General features: G+C 39.9%; 19 protein-coding genes. 4 read left to right on the top strand and 15 right to left on the bottom strand.

The genetic code is table 11. From position 1 onward, the window contains the following. Positions 1 to 39: 39 nt before the first annotated feature. The 5 genes from B0183_RS03075 to B0183_RS03055 form a co-directional block, all read right to left on the bottom strand. A complete protein-coding gene (locus tag B0183_RS03075; protein ID WP_035495355.1) occupies positions 40 to 495 on the bottom strand; it encodes a YcgN family cysteine cluster protein in 456 nt (151 codons plus the stop codon). Next, entirely contained in the window at positions 495 to 815 is a 321-nt protein-coding gene (locus B0183_RS03070) for a YbjQ family protein (protein WP_035520469.1), read from the bottom strand. The genes B0183_RS03075 and B0183_RS03070 overlap by 1 nt, the downstream gene beginning before the upstream one ends. Positions 816 to 822: 7 nt before the next feature. Next, positions 823 to 1,416 carry an RdgB/HAM1 family non-canonical purine NTP pyrophosphatase gene (rdgB, locus tag B0183_RS03065; protein ID WP_016528276.1) on the bottom strand — a complete coding sequence of 198 codons (594 nt, stop codon included), beginning with the start codon at positions 1,414 to 1,416 and terminating at the stop codon, positions 823 to 825. Positions 1,417 to 1,622: 206 nt separating this feature from the next. Beyond that, positions 1,623 to 2,558, bottom strand: coding sequence for a Kdo(2)-lipid IV(A) acyltransferase (locus B0183_RS03060; protein WP_016528277.1), 936 nt, complete (start codon positions 2,556 to 2,558; stop codon positions 1,623 to 1,625). Next, complete coding sequence (locus tag B0183_RS03055; RefSeq protein ID WP_231401390.1) at positions 2,558 to 2,872, bottom strand: DUF4298 domain-containing protein; 315 nt, start codon at positions 2,870 to 2,872, stop codon at positions 2,558 to 2,560. Before B0183_RS03055 ends, B0183_RS03060 begins: the two co-directional genes overlap by 1 nt. Before the next feature lie 169 nt (positions 2,873 to 3,041). Here B0183_RS03055 and hpf point away from each other — a divergent pair, with 169 nt between their 5' ends. Then, positions 3,042 to 3,368, top strand: a complete 327-nt coding sequence (gene hpf, locus B0183_RS03050) for a ribosome hibernation-promoting factor, HPF/YfiA family (protein WP_005710552.1) — start codon at positions 3,042 to 3,044, stop codon at positions 3,366 to 3,368. A gap of 249 nt (positions 3,369 to 3,617) precedes the next feature. On the opposite strand, the gene B0183_RS03045 is transcribed toward hpf, so the two are convergent. The 6 genes from B0183_RS03045 to B0183_RS03020 form a co-directional block, all read right to left on the bottom strand. Further along, the gene (locus B0183_RS03045) at positions 3,618 to 4,268 is read right to left on the bottom strand and encodes an IS1595 family transposase (protein WP_078208309.1); all 651 of its coding nucleotides are present in this window, start codon (positions 4,266 to 4,268) and stop codon (positions 3,618 to 3,620) included. 248 nt (positions 4,269 to 4,516) lie between these two features. Next, positions 4,517 to 7,213 carry a lactoferrin/transferrin family TonB-dependent receptor gene (locus B0183_RS03040; protein WP_078208308.1) on the bottom strand — a complete coding sequence of 899 codons (2,697 nt, stop codon included), beginning with the start codon at positions 7,211 to 7,213 and terminating at the stop codon, positions 4,517 to 4,519. Between the two features lie 13 nt (positions 7,214 to 7,226). After that, positions 7,227 to 8,864, bottom strand: a complete 1,638-nt coding sequence (locus B0183_RS03035; protein WP_078208307.1) for a transferrin-binding protein-like solute binding protein — start codon at positions 8,862 to 8,864, stop codon at positions 7,227 to 7,229. Between the two features lie 27 nt (positions 8,865 to 8,891). Further along, the gene (locus B0183_RS03030) at positions 8,892 to 9,302 is read right to left on the bottom strand and encodes an ExbD/TolR family protein (protein ID WP_005710544.1); all 411 of its coding nucleotides are present in this window, start codon (positions 9,300 to 9,302) and stop codon (positions 8,892 to 8,894) included. Then, entirely contained in the window at positions 9,302 to 9,970 is a 669-nt protein-coding gene (locus B0183_RS03025) for a MotA/TolQ/ExbB proton channel family protein (RefSeq protein ID WP_005710542.1), read from the bottom strand. Before B0183_RS03025 ends, B0183_RS03030 begins: the two co-directional genes overlap by 1 nt. A gap of 17 nt (positions 9,971 to 9,987) precedes the next feature. After that, entirely contained in the window at positions 9,988 to 10,674 is a 687-nt protein-coding gene (locus tag B0183_RS03020; protein WP_234802019.1) for an energy transducer TonB, read from the bottom strand. Positions 10,675 to 10,927: 253 nt separating this feature from the next. On the opposite strand from B0183_RS03020, the gene B0183_RS03015 reads away from it, so the two are divergent. Then, positions 10,928 to 12,388 (top strand): porin family protein, encoded by a 1,461-nt coding sequence (locus B0183_RS03015; protein ID WP_021111748.1) that lies wholly within the window; start codon positions 10,928 to 10,930, stop codon positions 12,386 to 12,388. A 2-nt stretch (positions 12,389 to 12,390) separates the two neighbouring features. Here the strand turns inward: B0183_RS03015 and B0183_RS03010 are convergent, their stop codons facing one another. From B0183_RS03010 to B0183_RS02995, 4 genes are all read right to left on the bottom strand, one after another. Continuing rightward, complete coding sequence (locus B0183_RS03010) at positions 12,391 to 13,734, bottom strand: replication-associated recombination protein A (protein ID WP_078208305.1); 1,344 nt, start codon at positions 13,732 to 13,734, stop codon at positions 12,391 to 12,393. After that, on the bottom strand, positions 13,734 to 14,222 hold the full coding sequence (gene mreD, locus B0183_RS03005) for a rod shape-determining protein MreD (RefSeq protein ID WP_016528285.1): 489 nt from the start codon (positions 14,220 to 14,222) through the stop codon (positions 13,734 to 13,736). The genes B0183_RS03010 and mreD overlap by 1 nt, the downstream gene beginning before the upstream one ends. Beyond that, positions 14,222 to 15,271, bottom strand: a complete 1,050-nt coding sequence (mreC, locus tag B0183_RS03000) for a rod shape-determining protein MreC (RefSeq protein ID WP_005710533.1) — start codon at positions 15,269 to 15,271, stop codon at positions 14,222 to 14,224. Before mreC ends, mreD begins: the two co-directional genes overlap by 1 nt. A 91-nt stretch (positions 15,272 to 15,362) precedes the next feature. Then, entirely contained in the window at positions 15,363 to 16,415 is a 1,053-nt protein-coding gene (locus B0183_RS02995; RefSeq protein ID WP_005710531.1) for a rod shape-determining protein, read from the bottom strand. 276 nt (positions 16,416 to 16,691) lie between these two features. On the opposite strand from B0183_RS02995, the gene pntA reads away from it, so the two are divergent. After that, complete coding sequence (gene pntA / locus B0183_RS02990; protein WP_078208304.1) at positions 16,692 to 18,224, top strand: Re/Si-specific NAD(P)(+) transhydrogenase subunit alpha; 1,533 nt, start codon at positions 16,692 to 16,694, stop codon at positions 18,222 to 18,224. Positions 18,225 to 18,235: 11 nt separating this feature from the next. Beyond that, positions 18,236 to 19,609, top strand: coding sequence for a Re/Si-specific NAD(P)(+) transhydrogenase subunit beta (pntB, locus tag B0183_RS02985; RefSeq protein WP_005710528.1), 1,374 nt, complete (start codon positions 18,236 to 18,238; stop codon positions 19,607 to 19,609). Positions 19,610 to 20,094 lie beyond the last annotated feature (485 nt).

The raw sequence follows: 20,094 nt of genomic DNA, 5'->3' as shown, positions 1-20,094 counted from the left end.
TTTAAATTACTTCATAAAGAATACTAACCATATTGAGATTTATACAGTATCAATCACAAACTCAAACCAATCAATCACATCTTTTTCGTGAATGCCGTTGGGGATTAACACCCCTGCTCTTTTTACTGAATTGGGATCTTGTGAAATCAGTGGGTGCCAATCAAACAACGGCTTGCCCTCATAAATCAGTCGATAGGCACAGGTTTTCGGCAACCAGCCAAAATCGGGTAGGTTCTTTTTGGTGAGCTTGGTACAATCTTTTTCGATTTTGAAACGCTCAGCATAGTTAGTACAACGTCCTGTATTCACATCAAGCAAATTACAGGCGACGGACGTGTAATACAGTCGTTCCCGTTTGCCTCTGCCTTGAATATATTTGCGATAACAACATTTACCACAGCCGTCACACAGCGCTTCCCACTCTGCTTCATTCATTTCAAGCAGAGTTTTGGTTTGCCAAAAAAGCGGTGTGATTTGAAGATTTTTTTGCAACATTAACTAATCACAACCGCTGAGCCAGTCGCAACTACAATAAACATACCTTTGTCACCGCCCATCGATTGATATTCCATGGACACACCGACAACTGCGTTTGCGCCAACTTTTTTCGCTTCTTTTTCTAATTCTTGTAAAGCTTCTTTTCTCGCACTATTTAATTTGCTTTCATAAGCGCCTGAACGTCCGCCAATGACATCTGTGGTACCTGCTAAAAAATCACGGATAAAGTTTGCACCTGACACGACTTCACCAAAAACTAAGCCTTTGTACTCAACGATTTGATGGTTTTCAATATTTGGGGTTGTGGTAATAATCATAATGTTCCTATTTCAATTGTTGTTTAAGGGATTGTAATGCAATCGCTCTATGGGAGATTTTTTTCTTCTCGACGGTTTCGAGTTCTGCAAAGGTACAGTTTTTAGGTGGGTAGAAAAAGAGTGGATCGTAGCCAAAACCGTTTGAACCACGTTCTTCACACAAAATTTGTCCGTAACATTCGCCTATCGCAATTTTTGGAGTCGGATCAGTCGGGTGCTGTAACATCACAACGCAACTGACAAATTTTGCAATGCGATCTTCATCGGCAACATTTGCCATTTCAGCGAGTAATCTTTGGCGATTGGCTTGATCGTTCCCTTCTTCACCTGCATAACGAGCAGAATAAAGCCCCGGCTCACCGCCCAATGCTTCTACCGCTAAACCTGAGTCATCGGCAATCGCAGGTAACCCTGTCATTTGTGACGCATAACGAGCTTTAATCAGTGCATTTTCCACAAAGGTTAAACCAGTTTCTTCTGGACTTTGAATGCCAAATTCACTTTGGGCAATCACTTCAAAGCCAAATTCAGCTAATACATCAGCCATTTCTTTCACTTTGCCTTGATTGCCTGTGGCAAGGACAATTTTGGTTTTGTTCACTATCTCTTTCCTCATATTAAAATTTCTAAAACTATGTGCATTCACAAATACAGCAGGGACACACTGAGTGTGTCCGTTATCAATATTTTTCGACATATTATTGATTTAATTAACGCCCTGCGGACACACGCAGTGTGTCCCTACCTTGAAAAATTGTTTGCTAGGACGCCAAGCGTGGCGACCTTACTAGGTTTAATGTCGGCGGTTTAATACAAACTCGGATCGCTCTCATTCGGTCGGGTTTTAAAACGGCGATGTAGCCACATATATTGGCTCTGAGCTTGCATAATCTCGCCTTCTACGACCTTATTCATCAAAGTTGCGGTATCAACGTCATTTTCACACTGGCTAAAATCAACTGGCGGGCTGATTTTGACGGTATAGCCTGAAAAATCCTCGTTTCGCATTGGAGTAAACGGCACAACGATACTATTTGAAGCAGAACGTAATAACATTCTCGTACCAGCTGTCGTACAGGCTTCTTTTACGGCAAAAAACGGCACAAAGACGCTGTTTTTGCGTCCGTAATCGTGATCGGGGGCATACCAAATGGTTTCGCCTGCACGAAGAGCTTTAATCATACCGCGTAAATCTTTGCGATCTAACATTGCTTTGTTAGAACGTACTCGCCCACGAAATTGAATCCAATCCAACAGCGGATTATCATTAGGACGATAAACACCGATGCCTTGACGCTGTAGTCCAATCATTCTTGCACCAAACTCAAGCGTCAGAAAGTGAACACCAACTAAAATAACTCCTTTACCCTCTGGCTGATTTTTCAGATGTTCTGCCCCCTCCACTTTACATAGTTTAAGAATACGTTCATCTGACCAAAACCATGCCATACCTGTTTCAATAATTGCCATACCAACGGATTCAGCGTTTTTAGCTAAAATCTCATCAATTTGACTAGTGGTATAATCAGGAAAACAAAGTTCCAAATTCCGTTTGGCAATTCGCATACGGCGTTTACCAAAACCTAAGCGAGTAAACAGTTTGCCTAAGCCCTTACCGACTTTTACTAACATAGGGTAAGGTAAGCATAAAATCAGTTTAAAAATTCCTAATCCGAACCATAAACCCCAATACTTTGGGTGTAAAAAAGCTCGTTGAAAAGGGGGAAGTTGTTTATCTATCATTATATTGTTTCCATTGATTTCACTGACAAGCGAATCCACTCTAATGCGATTTTTCGATGAGCAATGAATAAATTATACACGGCATCTTCACTTAATAGGCATCGAATCATCTCTGAGGGAATTTCCCCTCGTTCATCTGCATTATAATCTTCTTGCCACTGTTCAGAATAATAATTTTCTAGTTCTCGGATTTTAGGTAAAAGAACTGTCCACGACTGCTGAAGCTGTTCCATTTTATTCATTAAGCTACTTGCTTCATTTAAAATCTGTTCCATTTCACGAATTTTCGCCAAGCGAGCTTCTGATAACATCATACCTCCAAAAAATATCGTTAGAATTATAGTCAAAAAAACCAAAAAAGTGTTAAGTAGATCAAATTTTTGAAAATTGTTTAAATTTAGGGGTTGAAATTTTAGGGGGAAAGGCATAATTTGAAGCTATCCATTCAACGACCAACAAGGTCATAACAAAGAGGTAAATGCTATGACAATCAATATTTCAAGCAAACAAATGGAAGTGACTCCTGCAATTCGTACGCACATTGAGGAGCGTTTGGCTAAACTGAATAAATGGCAAACTCAGTTAATTAACCCTCACTTTATTATCCACAAATTACCAAATGGTTACGAAGTTGAGGCTTCTATTGGAACCCCTGTTGGCGATTTATTTGCAAAAGCACACGATGAAGATCTCTATAAAGCTATCAACGAAGTAGAATCAAAACTTGAAACCCAGCTAAATAAACAAAAACATAAAGGTGAAGCACGCAGAGCAGATGATAGTATTAAAAAAGCGAATGAAGCGTTATAGATGGCGTAAATATTTATATCTGAGATAGCATATCCAAGCACTGTTATTTGTACATCTATCTCTAATTCTAAGTATCTTCATTTTAAACTTATGGTGGTCGCTTAGACGATCACCAAAATCAATAAGCTGGCTGTTTCTAGTTTAGAGTTAGCATGCTTCATTTTTGCCACCTCATTAATTGCGGCAAGTAGGCAAATTTGTTTGCTGATCTGCCAAAAACTATTCTATTTAAGGGGCTGTCCTAGATAACTAACTTAAGCTACCCTTAACTAATTGTTTTAAAATGGAAATTTGAGATTTTAAGTTACTGTGATTAAAACGCCATTCGCATTCCTTCAAATACAACTCAAAATGTGCTTTGGGAATACCGTTAAACTTGCGTAAATGATGTTTAGCTTGGTTCCAAAAATTCTCAATTCCGTTTATATGATTTTGTTTTTCTGCGAAATGAGTACTGTGATTGATACGAAAATGATTAAACTCACTCAGATCAAGAACATCATAGCTTCGATAAAAATCGGTGTAAACAATGCTGTCAGGCTTCACCTTTTCTCGAATAATCGGTAAAAGTGTCGCAGATTGAATATTCGGTACAACGACGGTATACACCTTACCATCACGCTTTAAAAGCCCGAATACAGCGGTTTTACCCACAGCTCCACGACCTCGTTTACCTTTGTGAGTGCCGCCAAAATAGCTTTCATCGGCTTCAATTTCACCTTCAAACATCTCCATATGTGGGCTGTTTTGATAGATAAGCAATCGCAGACGATAGAAGTAATAGGCTGCTGTCGTTTTATTTACATTTACCAACTCAGCCGCTGTTCGAGCAGTGACACCTACCACAAACAGCTCAATGAGTTTATTTTGTTTATGCTGACTTAGGCGACTTTTTCTCATTTGGTTATTTTAACCTAAAATAGAGCTTTTAGTCGTTATCTAGGACAGCCCCCTATTTAAAATGTCACATCATCAATTGGAAATACATTTCTTTCCTTAATTACTCGACGGATTACATCACCTAGAGATTCAATAACACTTGTCGTATAATATGCCGAATTCCTGCTCACCTATAAAAATACCTGTATCTAGATGTATTATCACAGAAACAGGTATTTACACAAATTTATTCTATGCTCTATAGAAAGTTAGAACTTCATCTCTACTGAAAGGACATAATTTCTACCAGGGGCTGCATATCTTGCGTAATCTTTCACATTAGTGTGCTGGTGAATGGCGTTAAGCGAAGATTGACGTACGGATTCCCAAGTGGTGTAACGGTAATTCATCAGGTTATATACGCCAGCTCGTACCGTTATGTGTTTCCAAGGGGTGATATATCCCGTTAAGTCAAAGGTATGCCAAGAACGTGTTCTTTTCTTCGTGGCAGTTCGTTCATAATTGGCAAAACCGACTTGTTCATTACCTCTTAACTCATCTGGATTTTTTCCACTAGAGTGTGTCATTGTCAAATTCACGCCCCATTTTTCATCTGGCTGATCGTATCCCACACCTACAACATAGCGAGCAGGCTGAATGGTGTCTAACAATGGAGTGCGAATGTTCATATACCCAGGATAATTTTTCACCTCTTTTACTCGCATTTTGCTATAAGCTAATGTTGTGTAAATGCCCTCAAGAATTTTATCAAATACCCCATTCCAATCTAGCTTACCAATAAGATTAATGCCGTCCAATTTAATATCTTGCACATTAAAATAGTTAATCATTGATTGAGTTTGGTGCATTCTTTCTGCTGGAGCAATCAACTGCTTATAGTCATTTTTGAAATAACTGACTTCAACGATACCAAAATCACCTTTGAAAGTCGCAGCAACCTCTTGGTTTAAGGATTTTTCAGGAGATAACTTCTCTGTTTTTTGGTAAGCATCGCTGGAGCCTGCTCTTGCACCATCATAGCGTAAGCCAAATAGCTCTTGGAAACTTGGCACTCTAAAGCCTGATGATGCTCGATAAGAGAGCGATAGGAATGACGTTGGTTTTGCAACTATGCCAATATTCCACGCACTGTTTTTATAATCGCCTTGATTCGCCCAGCGATGAGTGCTACGGAATTTATGCTTATCGAAACGGTAACCCAAACCAATATCCAAATACTTGGTTATGGCAAAATTATCTCTCAGAGCGATGTAGTGATTATGTCCTTTGATTTTGCTTGTAGCACAATCAGCCCTGCCTGCAATAGTGCCAGTATAGTCACAGACATTTTGAGCATAAATCTTCTGATCTTTTAGCTCATAGATGTAAGGATTATTTTGATAACCGTTACCACTGATACGATGCCAAGTTCCCACGGAAAACTCACTCAAAATTTCGTGGCGTTTTAAAGTGGAATTAAAACGGTCTGAACCTAATAACATATTTAATTGATGTTTGCCCAATCCGGTTTGTATGGTTTTATCTAACGATAGCTGAATGGTGTCGTGTTTTTCTTCATAAGAACTTTGCTCATTTTTAGTGGAAGACCAAAGTTTATCAAGGGTTGCACGGCAATTCTTATCTACGGTTGGATATTCGGAACAGTTGTTCTCTCTCAAGCGGGTAGATAAATCAATTTTTTGCTGATCGAAACTCAAAGATAGACTATCAATCAGGCGATTTTCATCTTGATTGGTATAACGATATAAAGCACCTAAGCGATCACGAGTGTGCCACTCATCAATAAAACGAGCTTTTGCCCAACGTAAACCTTTTGATGATTTCACAACACCGTCCGTAAAGTAGTTAATAGCAACACCATCTAAAGCATTATCACGATATAACCCTTTAGCATTATCCATTGAATACCACGTATCACTATTTTTTAAATCTGATAGCTGCCAATAAGCAGGATAGGTCATATCGCGAGTATCATAGCGTTGCTTGCTATGCTCATAAACACCAGCCACATAATGTTTTGGTGAAAGGCTATAACCTAATTTAACCAACCAAGAATCAGATTTATATTTCACTGGATCAGGCAAAGCTCGTTCTTCACCTGTATATTCTTTACCACTGAGTTGCTCTGTTATATACTTCTGACCATCATAAGACACTCCAACCTGCTGGCGTGGCTCGCAGTTCAAACTTGGACAATCATTCTTAACTTTAAACCAATTGCTACCTTGAGGATTATTATCTGCGAGAGCCACTCTCTGAATACTCTTAGAACGGCTTTCTGCATCCTTATGAGCTTTCGTTTCCTTACCATCACGGTGAGTGTAAATCACAAGAGCATCAAAGCCATTGTGACTACCCGCAAAAGCAAGTGAGTTTAGCCATTGTTGATTTTTACTACTGTAAGCACTTTTGGTATCTAATCCCCAAGATTGCCCTGGCTTAATAATGTCGCTTACCTCTTTGGTACGGAATTGCACCGAACCGCCTAGCGAGCCACTACCAAACTCAGAAGAACTAGCCCCTTTACTAATTTGGATCGAACGCAGATTTTCGTATTCTATTTCATTAATAGCACCGCTTGAGGAACGTGAATATTGACTTACATAGGATTGAATCTGTGGCAAACCGTCTAATGCCAAGCCCACACGATTACGATCTACCCCGCGAATTGAGTAGCCTGTCGTTGCACCTCGTCCCTGTTCTACCACAGAAATACCTGGATCGTAGCGAGTCAGATCTCGCATTCCTAATACTTGCTCCTTACTAAGAGAATCTGATGTTTTCACTACTTTCCCTAAGCCTGTCACTTCGTTCTCTTTTTTATGTGCTTTCTTTTTGGTACCTGTGACATAAACATCGTTTAATTGTACCGCTTGTTCTGCATAGCTTTGTACGGCAAAGAGGCTAAGAAGAGCAAGGCTAATCAGATTTAATTTATTTTTCATTGCAAATTCCTTATTATTTTTTTACTTGTTGTTTTGCACCAAAGACAGCACCTACACTGCCATTGTCTGATTTATGGAAGAATTGTCCGCCAAGCTCTGCTGCCGTTGGACCATAGAAGCCACCATTAACTGCTACATCGCTAAATTTCACATTGTCATAACGTGAACTACCTGAGTCTAGAGCGAAGCCAGCATCTGAGGTTTTAGCTTTTCCGGTAAAACCATTACCATTAATTTTTGCATCTACGGTAAATACAGGATTTACACCGTTTTTATCAAATAACTTACCGCTTAAATTTTTGTTGCCAAAATCAACATCAAATTCTGTGCGATAGCCAGCCTTTCTATCATCATCTGCTGTAGCAACCCAGTTATTTTCTTTTGAAACCTGAGCATCCCAAGTACCAATATATTTATAGTTTCCGCCTTTTGGCATCTTATCCGTTGTAGTACGTTCACCTTGTAGGAATAAACTATTATCTTTGGCTGTTTCACCCTCTTTTTGCCATAATTGACCAAATTTCATATATTCCAAATTACTACAGCAAGCTACAGCTACCATTGTTTTACCGTTGATCTCAATCGTTTTACTGTTTTTAAAATCGGTACCTGCCAGATCCATTTTTTTCCCATCAATAATTAAAACGGAAGCATCGCCAAAATTGGTAAGTTCTGAAGAATTAAAATGAGTTAAATCAATTTTTGAGGCATCAATAATACGAACGGTGTCAACATTAGAGCCATTGTGTTTTGCTGAAAAAACGGCAAAAAGAGATTTGTCATTTGTGATAAATTTTCCTGCAAGTTCTTCTGCCTTAGGTCCATAGAAACCACCTTCAAGATAATCAGAAGACTTACCTAAAATTGCATCACTAGTGTCTTTGGCTATTGCTTTACCTCTAAAACGATTTCCTTTAAGTTCTGCTTCAATACTGTAACGCTCTAATGATTCTGCATTTGCTGTTTTGCTATTTAATTTTCCTTTTAATTTTTTTGTTGAAAAATCAACTTCAAATTCAGATGTATAGGTTCTACCTTTAGCATTTGCAGATGTTGTTGCAATTCTCTGCCCTGGACCATACCCATTAAATTCAGGGTTACTATTAGGTCTTTTGGCATCTAAATTAGCATCCGAGGTAAAATCCCATTCACCTTGATAGGTAAGGACTGGTCCCTGCGGTAATTCTTTTGAGGGAGTGATGCCTTTATAAAACACATAACCTTTATCACGAGTACCATAATGATCTACATCAATTGCATAACCAGAACGAACATACTTCATCGTTTTATCTGCTGTTTTATCTACTACCCAGCCATAATTTTGATCAGCTACACTTTTGATAGTCTCGTGATTTGGTATTTTATTAAGATCTTCATCAGTAATTGCTTCTGGATTTGAGATTTCCGTTCTTCTTGCTCCACTTTGACTCACCGGAACCTTTACAACATACCCCAAAGCAGGTTCCATCAATTCCCCTAACTGTTCTTTTACTTTCTTATCGGTTTCCACATCCTGATACTCTTCTTTAGACACGCCCGTTGTCTTATTAGGCTGAACATCTTCTAAATCAAAACTTCCTTTTCCGCCAGAGCAGGCAACAAGAAACAGAGAAGTAAACGCTAACGCACAGGGATTAAGTTTAAAATGCATATTTGCCTCCGATATAAAACACTGCATTTATTTTGTAGGTTGGGTTATAAAGCCAATTTTGGTTAGCCCAACATTTTGAGCTAATTCAAGGACTTTCACGATATGTTGATATTCCACGGAAATATCCGCAGAAATAGCAATAACGGTATTTTTATTTTCCTGAAATTTTGTCAGAAAAGATTGTTTTAATTCTTCTTCATTCACTAGCTTTTCGCCTAAATAAATGCCAGTAGGATTAATCGCCACCCTGAAAATATCTTTTGCTTCATCTTTTTTCTCAACATTGGCGGTTGGTAGTTCAAGCGGGATAGATTGCGTTAATATAGGCATTGTGATCATAAAAACAATTAATAACACCAACATTACATCTACTAATGGCGTGACATTAATTTCTGACATTACCGAATTTTCATTTTTATCAAAACTTCCAAATGCCATTATTTATTTTCTCCATAGTGATGTAATAAATAGATAAATAACTCGTTTGCGTAATGATCTAAATCTTGAGAAAGATTACGATTAAGGCGAGTAATTAAGTTATAAGCAAGCACCGCAGGAATGGCGACAAATAATCCCATTGCCGTTGCAACTAAAGCCTCACCTATAGGGGCAGATACGGTTGCAATACTGACTTGCCCTTGCTGACTAATATCCATAAGTGCATTAAAAATTCCCCAGACTGTGCCAAATAATCCAATAAACGGCGCAACTGCACCAATAGAAGCGAGTGCAACTAAACCGCCATCATATTTACGCAACGATTGAGTGATGGCATTTCGCAAATGCAATGTCAGGAAATCTTTAAATGGAAGTTGATGAGATAAATGGTTCTTTTCTTTAGCTTGATATAATTCACATTGTTTAAAAGTTAGCTGTAAAATATCTGCAATTTCAGACCGCTTGTTTTGAATATATTGCTCTGCTTGAGTAAGATTTTCAGCAGATTTGACTAATTTAAAACTTTGTTGGTTATTTTTTCTTATACCAATCATTTTAATTAAACGAATTAAAATAATAGTCCAAGATAAAATACTCATTACAACTAAAATTCCAAAGGAAATGGAAAGTACAATATCTTGTTGTTGAAGAAGTTGAATTAAATTCATAAATTACCTCAAATAATTTAGGCTGCTGCCCCACATTTAAAATGAATACTAAAAATCACACTGCCTACCACTGCACTATTATTTATTTTGGCAGGCTGGTAGGTGTGTCCCGATGCCATTCTGCTTGCTTGATTATCCAAACGTTTAATACCTGAAGAAGATAAAATCTCTACATTTGTCGCTTTACCATTCGTTCCTATTGTTACCTTTAATTTCACACTGCCTACATCATCAGATTCATCAGAAATATCTGAACAACGCCCTCGCATTGCATTGCCATAACCCGCACCAAGAGAAGCATCTACTTTGGCGTTTCCAGTGACAGACTTACTCCCTTCAACACCATTTTGATTTCCTTGTTGATGATTTTGGGCAACTTGGCTTGTGTTTGTTTTTTCATCTGAGTGTGCTTTAGGCGATAACACTTTCTTTTTCTCTACTTTTTTGGTGAGCTTTTCTGGGGATTTTTTTATCTCTTTTTTCACTTTTACTTCAGGTTTCTCCTCTTTTTTAACGAGATCTGCTTGTGAAACATCTGCTACTTCTGTACTGAGTATTTGCTCTGGCTCTTGTGTCACCTCTGGCTCACTTTCACTTTTCACTTCAATGGGTTCTTCGCTTCCTAAATTTACTTCAACCATTTGTAAATTTTCTAAGTCCCCAAAATGATTGAGATCTCTATCCCAAGATAGTTGTGAAATCATATATGCCAACCCGATATGAACAAGAGTTACAGATAAAAAAATCGAAATGTTATAAAACCTGTTATAAAACCATTGCAACATAATATATGAGTATATTAGAATAAATCCAGTAATCAAATAAAAATCATTATCAATATGATATCTGATAAGTTTGACAATTACAACATTAATTCAAACAATGTAAGCGCCAGTTAAGTTATTGTTAATAAAAATCAACAGTCTTGACATTGCTTCATGCTTTTATAGGAACGTTATGAATCACTCGTTTATTAGTGCAACACTTTTATTAGTCTTAGCTAACTACTCTATAGCAAAACTATCTCAGGATAGTATTACTGAACATCTAAATGATAATAGAGTCCAAGCAGAAAAAGCCGATATCCTCATTCACAGCCATCAATTTAAGGTTCATCAAATCGCTAAGGAGGAAACGGATAAGAGTAGTATTACAATGACTTCAAAAGAGTTGGTAAAATATCCAGATTTAGTGATAAGAGCATTATTGCCTGCGGTAATGCAAGGTAATATTGACAATGTCGAATTGCTTTATCCCATTTACCAACAGCTTCCTGCACAATTTCACGATCCAATTCTCACCAAATGGGCATCGGCAATTGTGGCAAAGAAAAATCAGCAATATACGGAAGCGATCAAGTTATATCGTCAGATCCTTGCCGAACAAGCAGATATTCAGCCTGTTCGTTTACAACTTGCGGTAGCCCTATTTGAAAATAACGAATTAGAGGCTTCAGAAGATCAGTTTAAAAAACTGCGTTCTGAACCGCTTATCCCCGAAATTACCCAACTTATCGATCAATATCTTAATGCGATAAACCAACGAGATCGTTGGACGTTTTCGGGTGGCGTGACTTATCTTAACGATCCTAATATCAATAATGCACCGAAAGCAGGAACAACCTACGGCAACTGGCACGCACCAAAACGAAAATCGGCAGAAGGTGTCGGTTTTAATTTCGATCTCGGTAAAAAATGGTCGTGGGGAAATGGTTTCTTTAATGAACTACGTCTTGCTACCAACGGCAAATACTACTGGGATAATAAAAAATACAACGAAATGAGCTTACGAGGCAGTGTGGGGCTAGGTTTTCAAAATGCAAAATATAACCTGAGGCTGTTGCCATTTATGGAACAAACACTTTATGCAGGTGGCTCTAATCAAAGTGATACATTAAGACGTTTTTCTAAATCAGGCGGTTTAACCCTTGAAACAAACTATTGGTTATCACCTAAATGGCAACTCAACACTAACTATGAATATGCCGAACAACGCTATGCAAGTCGCTTGCACCTCAATGGCAATTATCACTTTATCTCTGGTGGGCTAGTTTATTTAGCCAATGCAAACCAATATTGGTTTGCAAATTTAAACTACAATCGCACCGCTACTCGTGATAAAGATGATAGCTTTTTCCGTCGGGGAATTAGTTTAGGTTGGGGACAAGAATGGGGCAAAGGGTTTTCTACTCGCCTTTCCGTAAGTGTAGCTCAAAAACGCTATAAAAAAGAGGCGATTTTCCGCATTATTCAACGTAATAAAGAATATGGCTTCAATGCATCAATTTGGCATCGTGCCGTGCATTTATGGGGGATCACTCCTCGTTTAACCTACAATTTTACTAAAACGCAAAGTAACCACGTTCTTTATAGCTATGATAAACATAGGGTGTTTATTGAGTTGAGCAAACAAATTTAAACTTATTGTTTGTTATACCTCTGCACCTCACTCTGCAAATCTAATCCTTTCAACCACGCCATTTTTTCTTTGATCTGCTTTTCCATTCCACGTTCGGTTGGGAAGTAGAATTGGGTGTCTTTCAGTTCAGGGGGGAAGTAGTTTTCCCCTGCGGCGTAGGCGTTAGGTTCGTCGTGGGCGTAGCGGTATTCTTCGCCGTAACCTAAGGATTTCATTAAGTTAGTCGGTGCGTTACGCAGATGTTCGGGAACGTCGTAATCCTTGCCTTCTTGAGCTAGGCGTTTGGCTTGTTTGAATGCGGTGTAAACGGCATTACTTTTTGGGGCAACGGCAAGGTAAATCACCGCTTGAGCGATAGCCCGTTCGCCTTCGTAAGCCCCTACTCTGGTATAACAATCCCACGCTGCAAGGGCGACTTGCATTGCCCTTGGGTCGGCATTGCCTATATCTTCTGAGGCTATCGCAAGTAGTCGGCGAGCAACATACAGTGGATCGCCTCCAGCGGTTAAAATACGAGCATACCAGTACAATGCACCGTCAGGAGAAGATCCTCGAATGGATTTGTGTAACGCAGAAATCAGGTCGTAATAGCGGTCGCCACCTTTGTCGAAACGGGCTTGGCGTTCGCCTAATACTTCGGTGAGCAAGGCTTTATCCAGTAATTTTCCTTGTGGTAATTGCTCTGCCATATCGCACATTAATTCAAGGCAGTTGAGAGAAAAACGCCCGTCACCATTGACATAATCCGCCAGCAGTTGAAGCACATCATCTTGAATAATGAGTTTTTCATTACCTAGTCCACGCTCTTTGTCTGCAATGGCATTTTGCAAAATTTTTAGAATATCGACCGCTTGTAGTGGCTTGAGAATGTAAATTCTTGCCCGTGACAGCAAGGCGTTATTCAGTTCAAAGGACGGATTTTCAGTGGTTGCACCGATAAAAATAATGGTGCCGTCTTCAATGTGGGGTAAAAAGGCATCTTGTTGGCTTTTGTTAAAACGATGAACTTCATCAACAAAGAGTAAAGTACGTCTGCCGGATTGTCGGTTGAGTTTGGCTTTTTCGATGGCATCTCGGATCTCTTTGATACCGCTGGTGACGGCGGATAGGCGTTCAACTTCGGCATCAAGTTCGTTTGCGATAATTTCTGCAAGGGTGGTTTTGCCTGTTCCTGGGGGACCCCAGAAAATCATTGAGTGGCTATGCCCAGCTTCAATCGCTCGGCGTAGGGGCTTACCTTCGCCGATCAGGTGTGATTGTCCGACATATTCAGCTAAAGTGCGTGGTCGCATTCGAGCGGAAAGGGGACGAAAATCTGCAGAAAAATCGAAAGATAAGCTGTTCATTAGCGTAAATGTAGTCCTCGGCGTATGTGTCGCATCAGTAAGAAAATCCACGGCCATAAGATGCCGCTTATGATCGCCCCGATGATTTCTTGGGTGTTAAATTCTGCACTATGTAGCACTAGTTCGATAAAGAAGATAAAGAAACGAATAAGTGTGATATATGCCATCACAAGTAAGCTCTGTAACCATAACGAGAGATTACGCAAGATAAGATGATATTTGGCAACAAAATAGATCGCAATTGACAATACTAACGCGTGAATGCCTAAAATTGAGCCTAAGATCAGATCCCAAACAATTCCTGCTAAAAAAGCGGTGCCGACACTAACTTTATCAGGCAGAGCTAATACCCAGTAGATAAGCACTAATACAACCCAAGTTGGGCGTAATCCTTGTAAATCCACAGGCCAAGGCATAATCTCTAGGACAAAAGCGATGACGAAAATGAAGGTCAGCACTAACATTTGGAAGATCATATTTTCACGCATTATTCTGCCCCTTGCTCTGTGCTGTGATTAATACCGTTATCGACTTCTGGCTGTGTTGCTGGATTTACAGTTTCTTCAGGTTCGACAGTTTCTTCTTTTTGTTCATCACTACTTACTTGTTCTTTTTTACTATTTTTCAAGCGGTCTAATGGGTTTAGACTTTTACGTCTTTCTTCCACAGCATCACGCACATCTTGCGGTGAAAGGCTTGATGCATTGCGGATTTCTTCGCTTGTTGGCCATAACAGTAATAAATAACGCAGGCGATCAAGTGAGGCGAGCGGTCTAGCCGTTGCTCTGGCAAAATGGTTTGAACCATCATTTTGTACGGTTTCAATTACGGCAACGGGATAGCCTTCAGGGAAACGTCCGCCTAAGCCAGAGGTGACAAGCACATCACCTTTGCCAATATCCACGGTTCTTGGTAAGTTATCCAAAATCAATTCATTGCTGTGTCCGTTGCCATTGGCTATTGCTCGAACATCGTTACGCAAAATTTGTACGGGAATGGCGTGAGTGACATCGGTTAAAAGTAATACTCGACTACTGTTTTTCCCGACAGAAATCACTTGCCCCACAACGCCTCGTTCATCAATTACGGGCTGACCAACAAAAGCACCGTCACTTTGTCCCTGATTTATTACTACTTGTTGGCGGTAAGCGTCCATTTCTGCGGTCAGCACTTCAGCTACTTTTTTATATTCATCTTGGCGTAAAGGGGAACTAAGTAGTAAACGTAAACGTTGGTTTTCCACTTTGAGTTGATCGAGTAGCAATAAGTCTGCGTTCTTTTCACGCAGTTGTTCTTTTAATACTCGGTTTTCAACTTGCAGTTTTTGACTGTCGATAAAGTTGTTACTTACACCGTCTAATACGGTGCGAGGGGTATTTGCAAAATAATACAAGCCGCTGACCGCTGTTTCGAGGACATTACGCATTTGGATCATTGCACTGCTTCTACCATCAAGTAAAATCAGGCTGATAGAGATCGCAATTGCAAAGAATAGTCTTACGCCTATAGGTGGTGCTTTCGCAAAAATTGGTTTCATATTTCAGTTATATTTAATGGATCTTGTTAAATGCAAAATGGACAATAGCCGTTGATATTGTCCATTTTTATGCTAATAACTCAAGGTTGAATTAGTTGTCGTCACTAAAGAGATCGCCACCGTGCATATCGATCATCTCAAGTGCTTTACCGCCACCACGAGCTACACAAGTTAATGGATCTTCGGCAACGATAACAGGCACGCCCGTTGCTTCTGAAAGTAATACATCAAGATTTTGTAATAAAGCACCGCCACCTGTTAATACCATTCCACGTTCAAAAATATCGGCAGCCAACTCTGGTGGACATTGCTCTAGAACCCCTTTTACTGCATCAACAATGCCTGTTAAAGGTTGTTCAATCGCTTCTAACACTTCTTTTGAGCTTAACACGAATGTACGAGGCGCACCTTCTGCAAGATTGTGACCGTGAACTTCCATTGTGCGAATTTCATCTTGATTTTGAATATAAGCTGTTGCTATCTCTTTTTTGATACGCTCTGCAGTTGTTTCACCAATCGCAGAACCATAGTGACGGCGAACGTAAGCGATGATTGCTTCATCTAATTTATCACCACCAATACGCACCGAAGCAGAATGAACGATACCGTTTAATGAAAGTACCGCAACTTCTGTTGTACCACCGCCAATATCAATTACCATTGAACCAGCAGCTTCTGCTACAGGTAAGCCTGCACCAATCGCAGCAGCCATAGGCTCTTCAATTAAATAAACTTCACGAGCACCAGCACCAATCGCCGACTCTTTAATTGCCTTACGCTCTACTTGAGTTGCCCCTGCTGGTACACACACTAACACTCGAGGACTTGGACGCATAAAGTTATTGCTATGCACTTGTTTGATAAAATGCTGTAACATTTTTTCTGTCACATAGAAATCAGCAATCACCCCGTCTTTCATCGGACGAATAGCCAAAATGCTTTTTGGTGTACGACCTAGCATTGATTTTGCATTACTACCTACTGCTGCAATACTTTTTGATGAACCAGCACGATCTTGACGTACCGCAACTACCGACGGCTCATCAAGCACGATACCCTGCCCTTTTACATAAATTAACGTGTTTGCAGTACCAAGGTCAATTGAAAGGTCGTTTGAAAATAATCCTAGAAATTTCTTAAACATAAAAGGGATCCATTAAATTTAGTTAAAAGCGAAATAAGCCCATAGACTTAGGGCAAAAAATTGGGCATAAATATAGCAAAAAAGTCCTAATAACTCCAACGAATAATTTATCTTTTGCAAGTTTTATTACGAAATCCTCCGCTTGTAAAAAATCGGTTAAATGATTTTAAGATTTCTTCAAAATAAACGTGAAAAAAATCCCCCAAAAAGTTAAATAAATGGTACATTTGCAACGTTTTAATTCATTATTATTTTAACCAACCTACAGGAGTCTTTATGCTTATTGGTGTACCAAGAGAGCTGTTAGACGGTGAAACTCGTGTGGCAGCAACGCCAAAAACCGTAGAACAGATTAAGAAACTTGGTTTTGAAGTCATCATTGAAGAAAATGCTGGCTTTAAAGCAAGTTTTGAAGACGATGCTTTCGCTCAAGCAGGTGCGACTATCGGCAACGCACAAGCCGTTTGGAATGCAGACATTATTTTTAAAGTCAATGCACCAACCGATGCCGAAATTGCATTAATCAAGGAAGGGGCAACGCTTGTGAGCTTTATTTGGCCTGCTCAAAATCCTGAATTAATGCAAAAACTTTCTGCAAAGAAAATCAATGTGTTAGCTATGGACGCTGTGCCGCGTATTTCTCGTGCGCAAGCCCTAGATGCTTTAAGTTCTATGGCGAACATTGCTGGTTATCGTGCCGTTGTTGAAGCCGCTCACGAATTTGGTAGCTTCTTTACAGGTCAAATTACCGCCGCAGGTAAAGTGCCACCTGCGAAAGTACTTGTGATCGGTGCAGGCGTTGCAGGTTTAGCCGCAATTGGTGCAGCAAACAGCCTTGGTGCCATCGTGCGTGCGTTCGACTCTCGTCCTGAAGTAAAAGAACAAGTACAATCAATGGGTGCAAGTTTCCTTGAAATTGATTTTAAAGAGGAAGGTGGCAGCGGTGATGGCTATGCAAAAGTGATGTCGGAAGAATTTAACCGCCGTGCATTAGCACTCTATGCTGAACAAGCAAAAGAAGTGGATATTATTATTACCACCGCACTTATCCCAGGCAAACCAGCCCCACGCTTAATTACCAAAGAGATGGTTGCCACAATGAAACCAGGTTCGGTGATTGTGGATTTAGCGGCTGCAACGGGCGGTAACTGCGAATTAACCCAAGCAGGTAAAGTGGTTACCACAGAAAACCAAGTAAAAATTATCGGTTATACTGATTTACCAGGTCGTTTACCAACTCAATCATCTCAACTTTACGGCACCAACTTAGTCAATCTCTTGAAATTACTCTGCAAAGAGAAAGATGGCAACATCAATATCGACTTTGAAGATGTAGTATTGCGTGGCGTTACCGTAATCCGTGATGGCGAAGTCACTTGGCCAGCACCACCAATTCAAGTATCTGCACAGCCACAACAAAAATCGGCAGCAAAACCTGCGGAGAAAAAAGAAGAAAAACCGGCAGATCCACGCATTAAATATGGCTTGTTAGCCTTAGCGGTGATCGCATTCTTGTGGTTAGCTTCTGTTGCACCTGCAGCATTCTTATCTCACTTCACCGTCTTCGTTCTCTCTTGCGTAGTGGGTTACTATGTAGTTTGGAACATCAGCCACGCATTACATACGCCATTAATGGCAGTAACCAATGCGATTTCAGGTATTATCATTGTCGGTGCGTTACTACAAATCTCTCAAGGCAGCTTCTTTATCAGCGTACTTGCCTTTATTGCGATTTTAGTGGCGAGTATCAACATCTTCGGTGGCTTCAAAGTTACCCAAAGAATGCTAGCAATGTTTAGAAAAGGTTAAGGAGAAAGAGTATGTCTTTAGGTTTAGTACAAGCGGCATATATTGTCGCAGCCGTTCTCTTTATTATGAGCCTTGCAGGGCTTTCTAAACACGAAACGGCAAAAGCAGGTTGTTGGTACGGCATTGTGGGTATGACCATTGCCCTTATCGCAACTATTTTTGGGCCACAATCACAAGGAACCATTTGGATTTTAATCGCAATGGCAATCGGTGGTGCTATCGGTATTCGTCAAGCATTAAAAGTGGAAATGACCGAAATGCCTGAGCTTGTGGCAATTCTTCACAGCTTCGTAGGTTTAGCGGCGGTATTAGTCGGCTTTAACAGCTACGGTCTTGCACACGAAACAGATCCAGTGCTACAAAATATCCACAATGTTGAGGTATTCCTTGGTATCTTCATCGGTGCGGTCACTTTCACAGGTTCAGTGGTTGCTTTCGGTAAATTACGAGGCATTATCAATTCAAAAGCATTAATGTTGCCACACCGCCACAAATTAAACCTTGCGGCACTTGTGGTTTCTGCACTATTAATGGTTGCCTTCTTAAATAATCCTGAGAACATTTTCCCTGTATTAGTGATGACTGCAATCGCTTTAGCTTTCGGTTGGCACTTAGTGGCTTCTATCGGCGGTGCGGATATGCCAGTGGTTGTTTCTATGCTTAACTCTTATTCAGGTTGGGCAGCCGCAGCAGCAGGCTTTATGTTAAGCAATGACTTGCTAATCGTCACAGGGGCATTAGTCGGTTCTTCAGGTGCGATCCTTTCTTACATTATGTGTAAAGCAATGAACCGCTCGTTCATCAGCGTTATCGCAGGCGGCTTTGGTAACGATGTTCAAGTCAGCTCAGATGAAGAACAAGGCGAACACCGTGAAACCACCGCAGAAGAAGTGGCAGAATTACTTAAAAATGCAAGCTCTGTGATCATCACCCCAGGATACGGTATGGCGGTGGCACAAGCACAATATCCTGTTGCTGAAATCACACAGAAACTACGTGATCGTGGCGTCAATGTTCGCTTTGGTATTCACCCGGTTGCAGGACGTTTACCAGGCCATATGAACGTATTACTTGCTGAAGCGAAAGTGCCTTACGATGTCGTATTAGAAATGGACGAAATCAATGATGATTTCTCAGATACTGACGTAGTCTTGGTTATCGGTGCAAACGACACAGTAAACCCAGCGGCAATGGACGATCCAAATAGCCCGATTGCAGGTATGCCAGTACTTGAAGTTTGGAAAGCCCAAAACGTTATCGTGTTCAAACGCTCAATGGCAGTGGGCTATGCAGGCGTACAAAACCCACTGTTCTTCAAAGAAAACACTCAAATGTTATTTGGTGATGCGAAAGAACGTGTGGACGATATTTTAAAAGCCTTATAAGTAGCAAAAAATAACCGCAACTTATAACAATAAGGTGCGGTTATTTCTACCTATATTTATGTTCAAAAACGAGCAGTCCTTGCTTCTCTCTATGTTTGGCATCCCCTAAAGTACACAAGTAACATCGAAAGAGGCAGTATAATTTCTTGGAAACCTTTCATATTGAGATGTAATGAGTTCTGCCTTGCTTATAAACACTCCTATCTCTCTAAGTAATAAACTATATGTTGCCCAAAATTATCTGTTAGAATGGCTCCAAACGACCCAACTTGTGGGATTTTTGTGTAGTAAATTAAGTTATACTAAGCTCTATATCATTTATTTCTTGGACTTTAGGATCAACCGTACCTAATCAAATACATTCTCAATTAGAGAATGTTTGACCATTTCCTGTCTTAGGGTAGACATGATTTTTATATACTAAAGAATAAAATAATCGAATATTTAACGATTCTTATCAGATTTTTTGTTAGGATAGCACTTTA

Origin of the sequence: Glaesserella parasuis, assembly GCF_002015085.1 — a bacterium.
Classification (GTDB): domain Bacteria; phylum Pseudomonadota; class Gammaproteobacteria; order Enterobacterales; family Pasteurellaceae; genus Glaesserella; species Glaesserella parasuis.
Note: the sequence above shows the minus strand (reverse complement) of the source record. Positions and strands in the feature narration are given on the sequence as shown.

Bases quoted from the DNA above. Each gene is read 5' to 3' on its own strand.
- B0183_RS03075 (WP_035495355.1), bottom strand. From the start codon at position 495: ATGTTGCAAAAAAATCTTCAAATCACACCGCTTTTTTGGCAAACCAAA.
- B0183_RS03070 (WP_035520469.1), bottom strand. From the start codon at position 815: ATGATTATTACCACAACCCCAAATATTGAAAACCATCAAATCGTTGAG.
- B0183_RS03060 (WP_016528277.1), bottom strand. From the start codon at position 2,558: ATGATAGATAAACAACTTCCCCCTTTTCAACGAGCTTTTTTACACCCA.
- B0183_RS03055 (WP_231401390.1), bottom strand. From the start codon at position 2,872: ATGATGTTATCAGAAGCTCGCTTGGCGAAAATTCGTGAAATGGAACAG.
- hpf (WP_005710552.1), top strand. From the start codon at position 3,042: ATGACAATCAATATTTCAAGCAAACAAATGGAAGTGACTCCTGCAATT.
- B0183_RS03045 (WP_078208309.1), bottom strand. From the start codon at position 4,268: ATGAGAAAAAGTCGCCTAAGTCAGCATAAACAAAATAAACTCATTGAG.
- B0183_RS03040 (WP_078208308.1), bottom strand. From the start codon at position 7,213: ATGAAAAATAAATTAAATCTGATTAGCCTTGCTCTTCTTAGCCTCTTT.
- B0183_RS03035 (WP_078208307.1), bottom strand. From the start codon at position 8,864: ATGCATTTTAAACTTAATCCCTGTGCGTTAGCGTTTACTTCTCTGTTT.
- B0183_RS03030 (WP_005710544.1), bottom strand. From the start codon at position 9,302: ATGGCATTTGGAAGTTTTGATAAAAATGAAAATTCGGTAATGTCAGAA.
- B0183_RS03025 (WP_005710542.1), bottom strand. From the start codon at position 9,970: ATGAATTTAATTCAACTTCTTCAACAACAAGATATTGTACTTTCCATT.
- B0183_RS03020 (WP_234802019.1), bottom strand. From the start codon at position 10,674: ATGATTTCACAACTATCTTGGGATAGAGATCTCAATCATTTTGGGGAC.
- B0183_RS03015 (WP_021111748.1), top strand. From the start codon at position 10,928: ATGAATCACTCGTTTATTAGTGCAACACTTTTATTAGTCTTAGCTAAC.
- B0183_RS03010 (WP_078208305.1), bottom strand. From the start codon at position 13,734: ATGAACAGCTTATCTTTCGATTTTTCTGCAGATTTTCGTCCCCTTTCC.
- mreD (WP_016528285.1), bottom strand. From the start codon at position 14,222: ATGCGTGAAAATATGATCTTCCAAATGTTAGTGCTGACCTTCATTTTC.
- mreC (WP_005710533.1), bottom strand. From the start codon at position 15,271: ATGAAACCAATTTTTGCGAAAGCACCACCTATAGGCGTAAGACTATTC.
- B0183_RS02995 (WP_005710531.1), bottom strand. From the start codon at position 16,415: ATGTTTAAGAAATTTCTAGGATTATTTTCAAACGACCTTTCAATTGAC.
- pntA (WP_078208304.1), top strand. From the start codon at position 16,692: ATGCTTATTGGTGTACCAAGAGAGCTGTTAGACGGTGAAACTCGTGTG.
- pntB (WP_005710528.1), top strand. From the start codon at position 18,236: ATGTCTTTAGGTTTAGTACAAGCGGCATATATTGTCGCAGCCGTTCTC.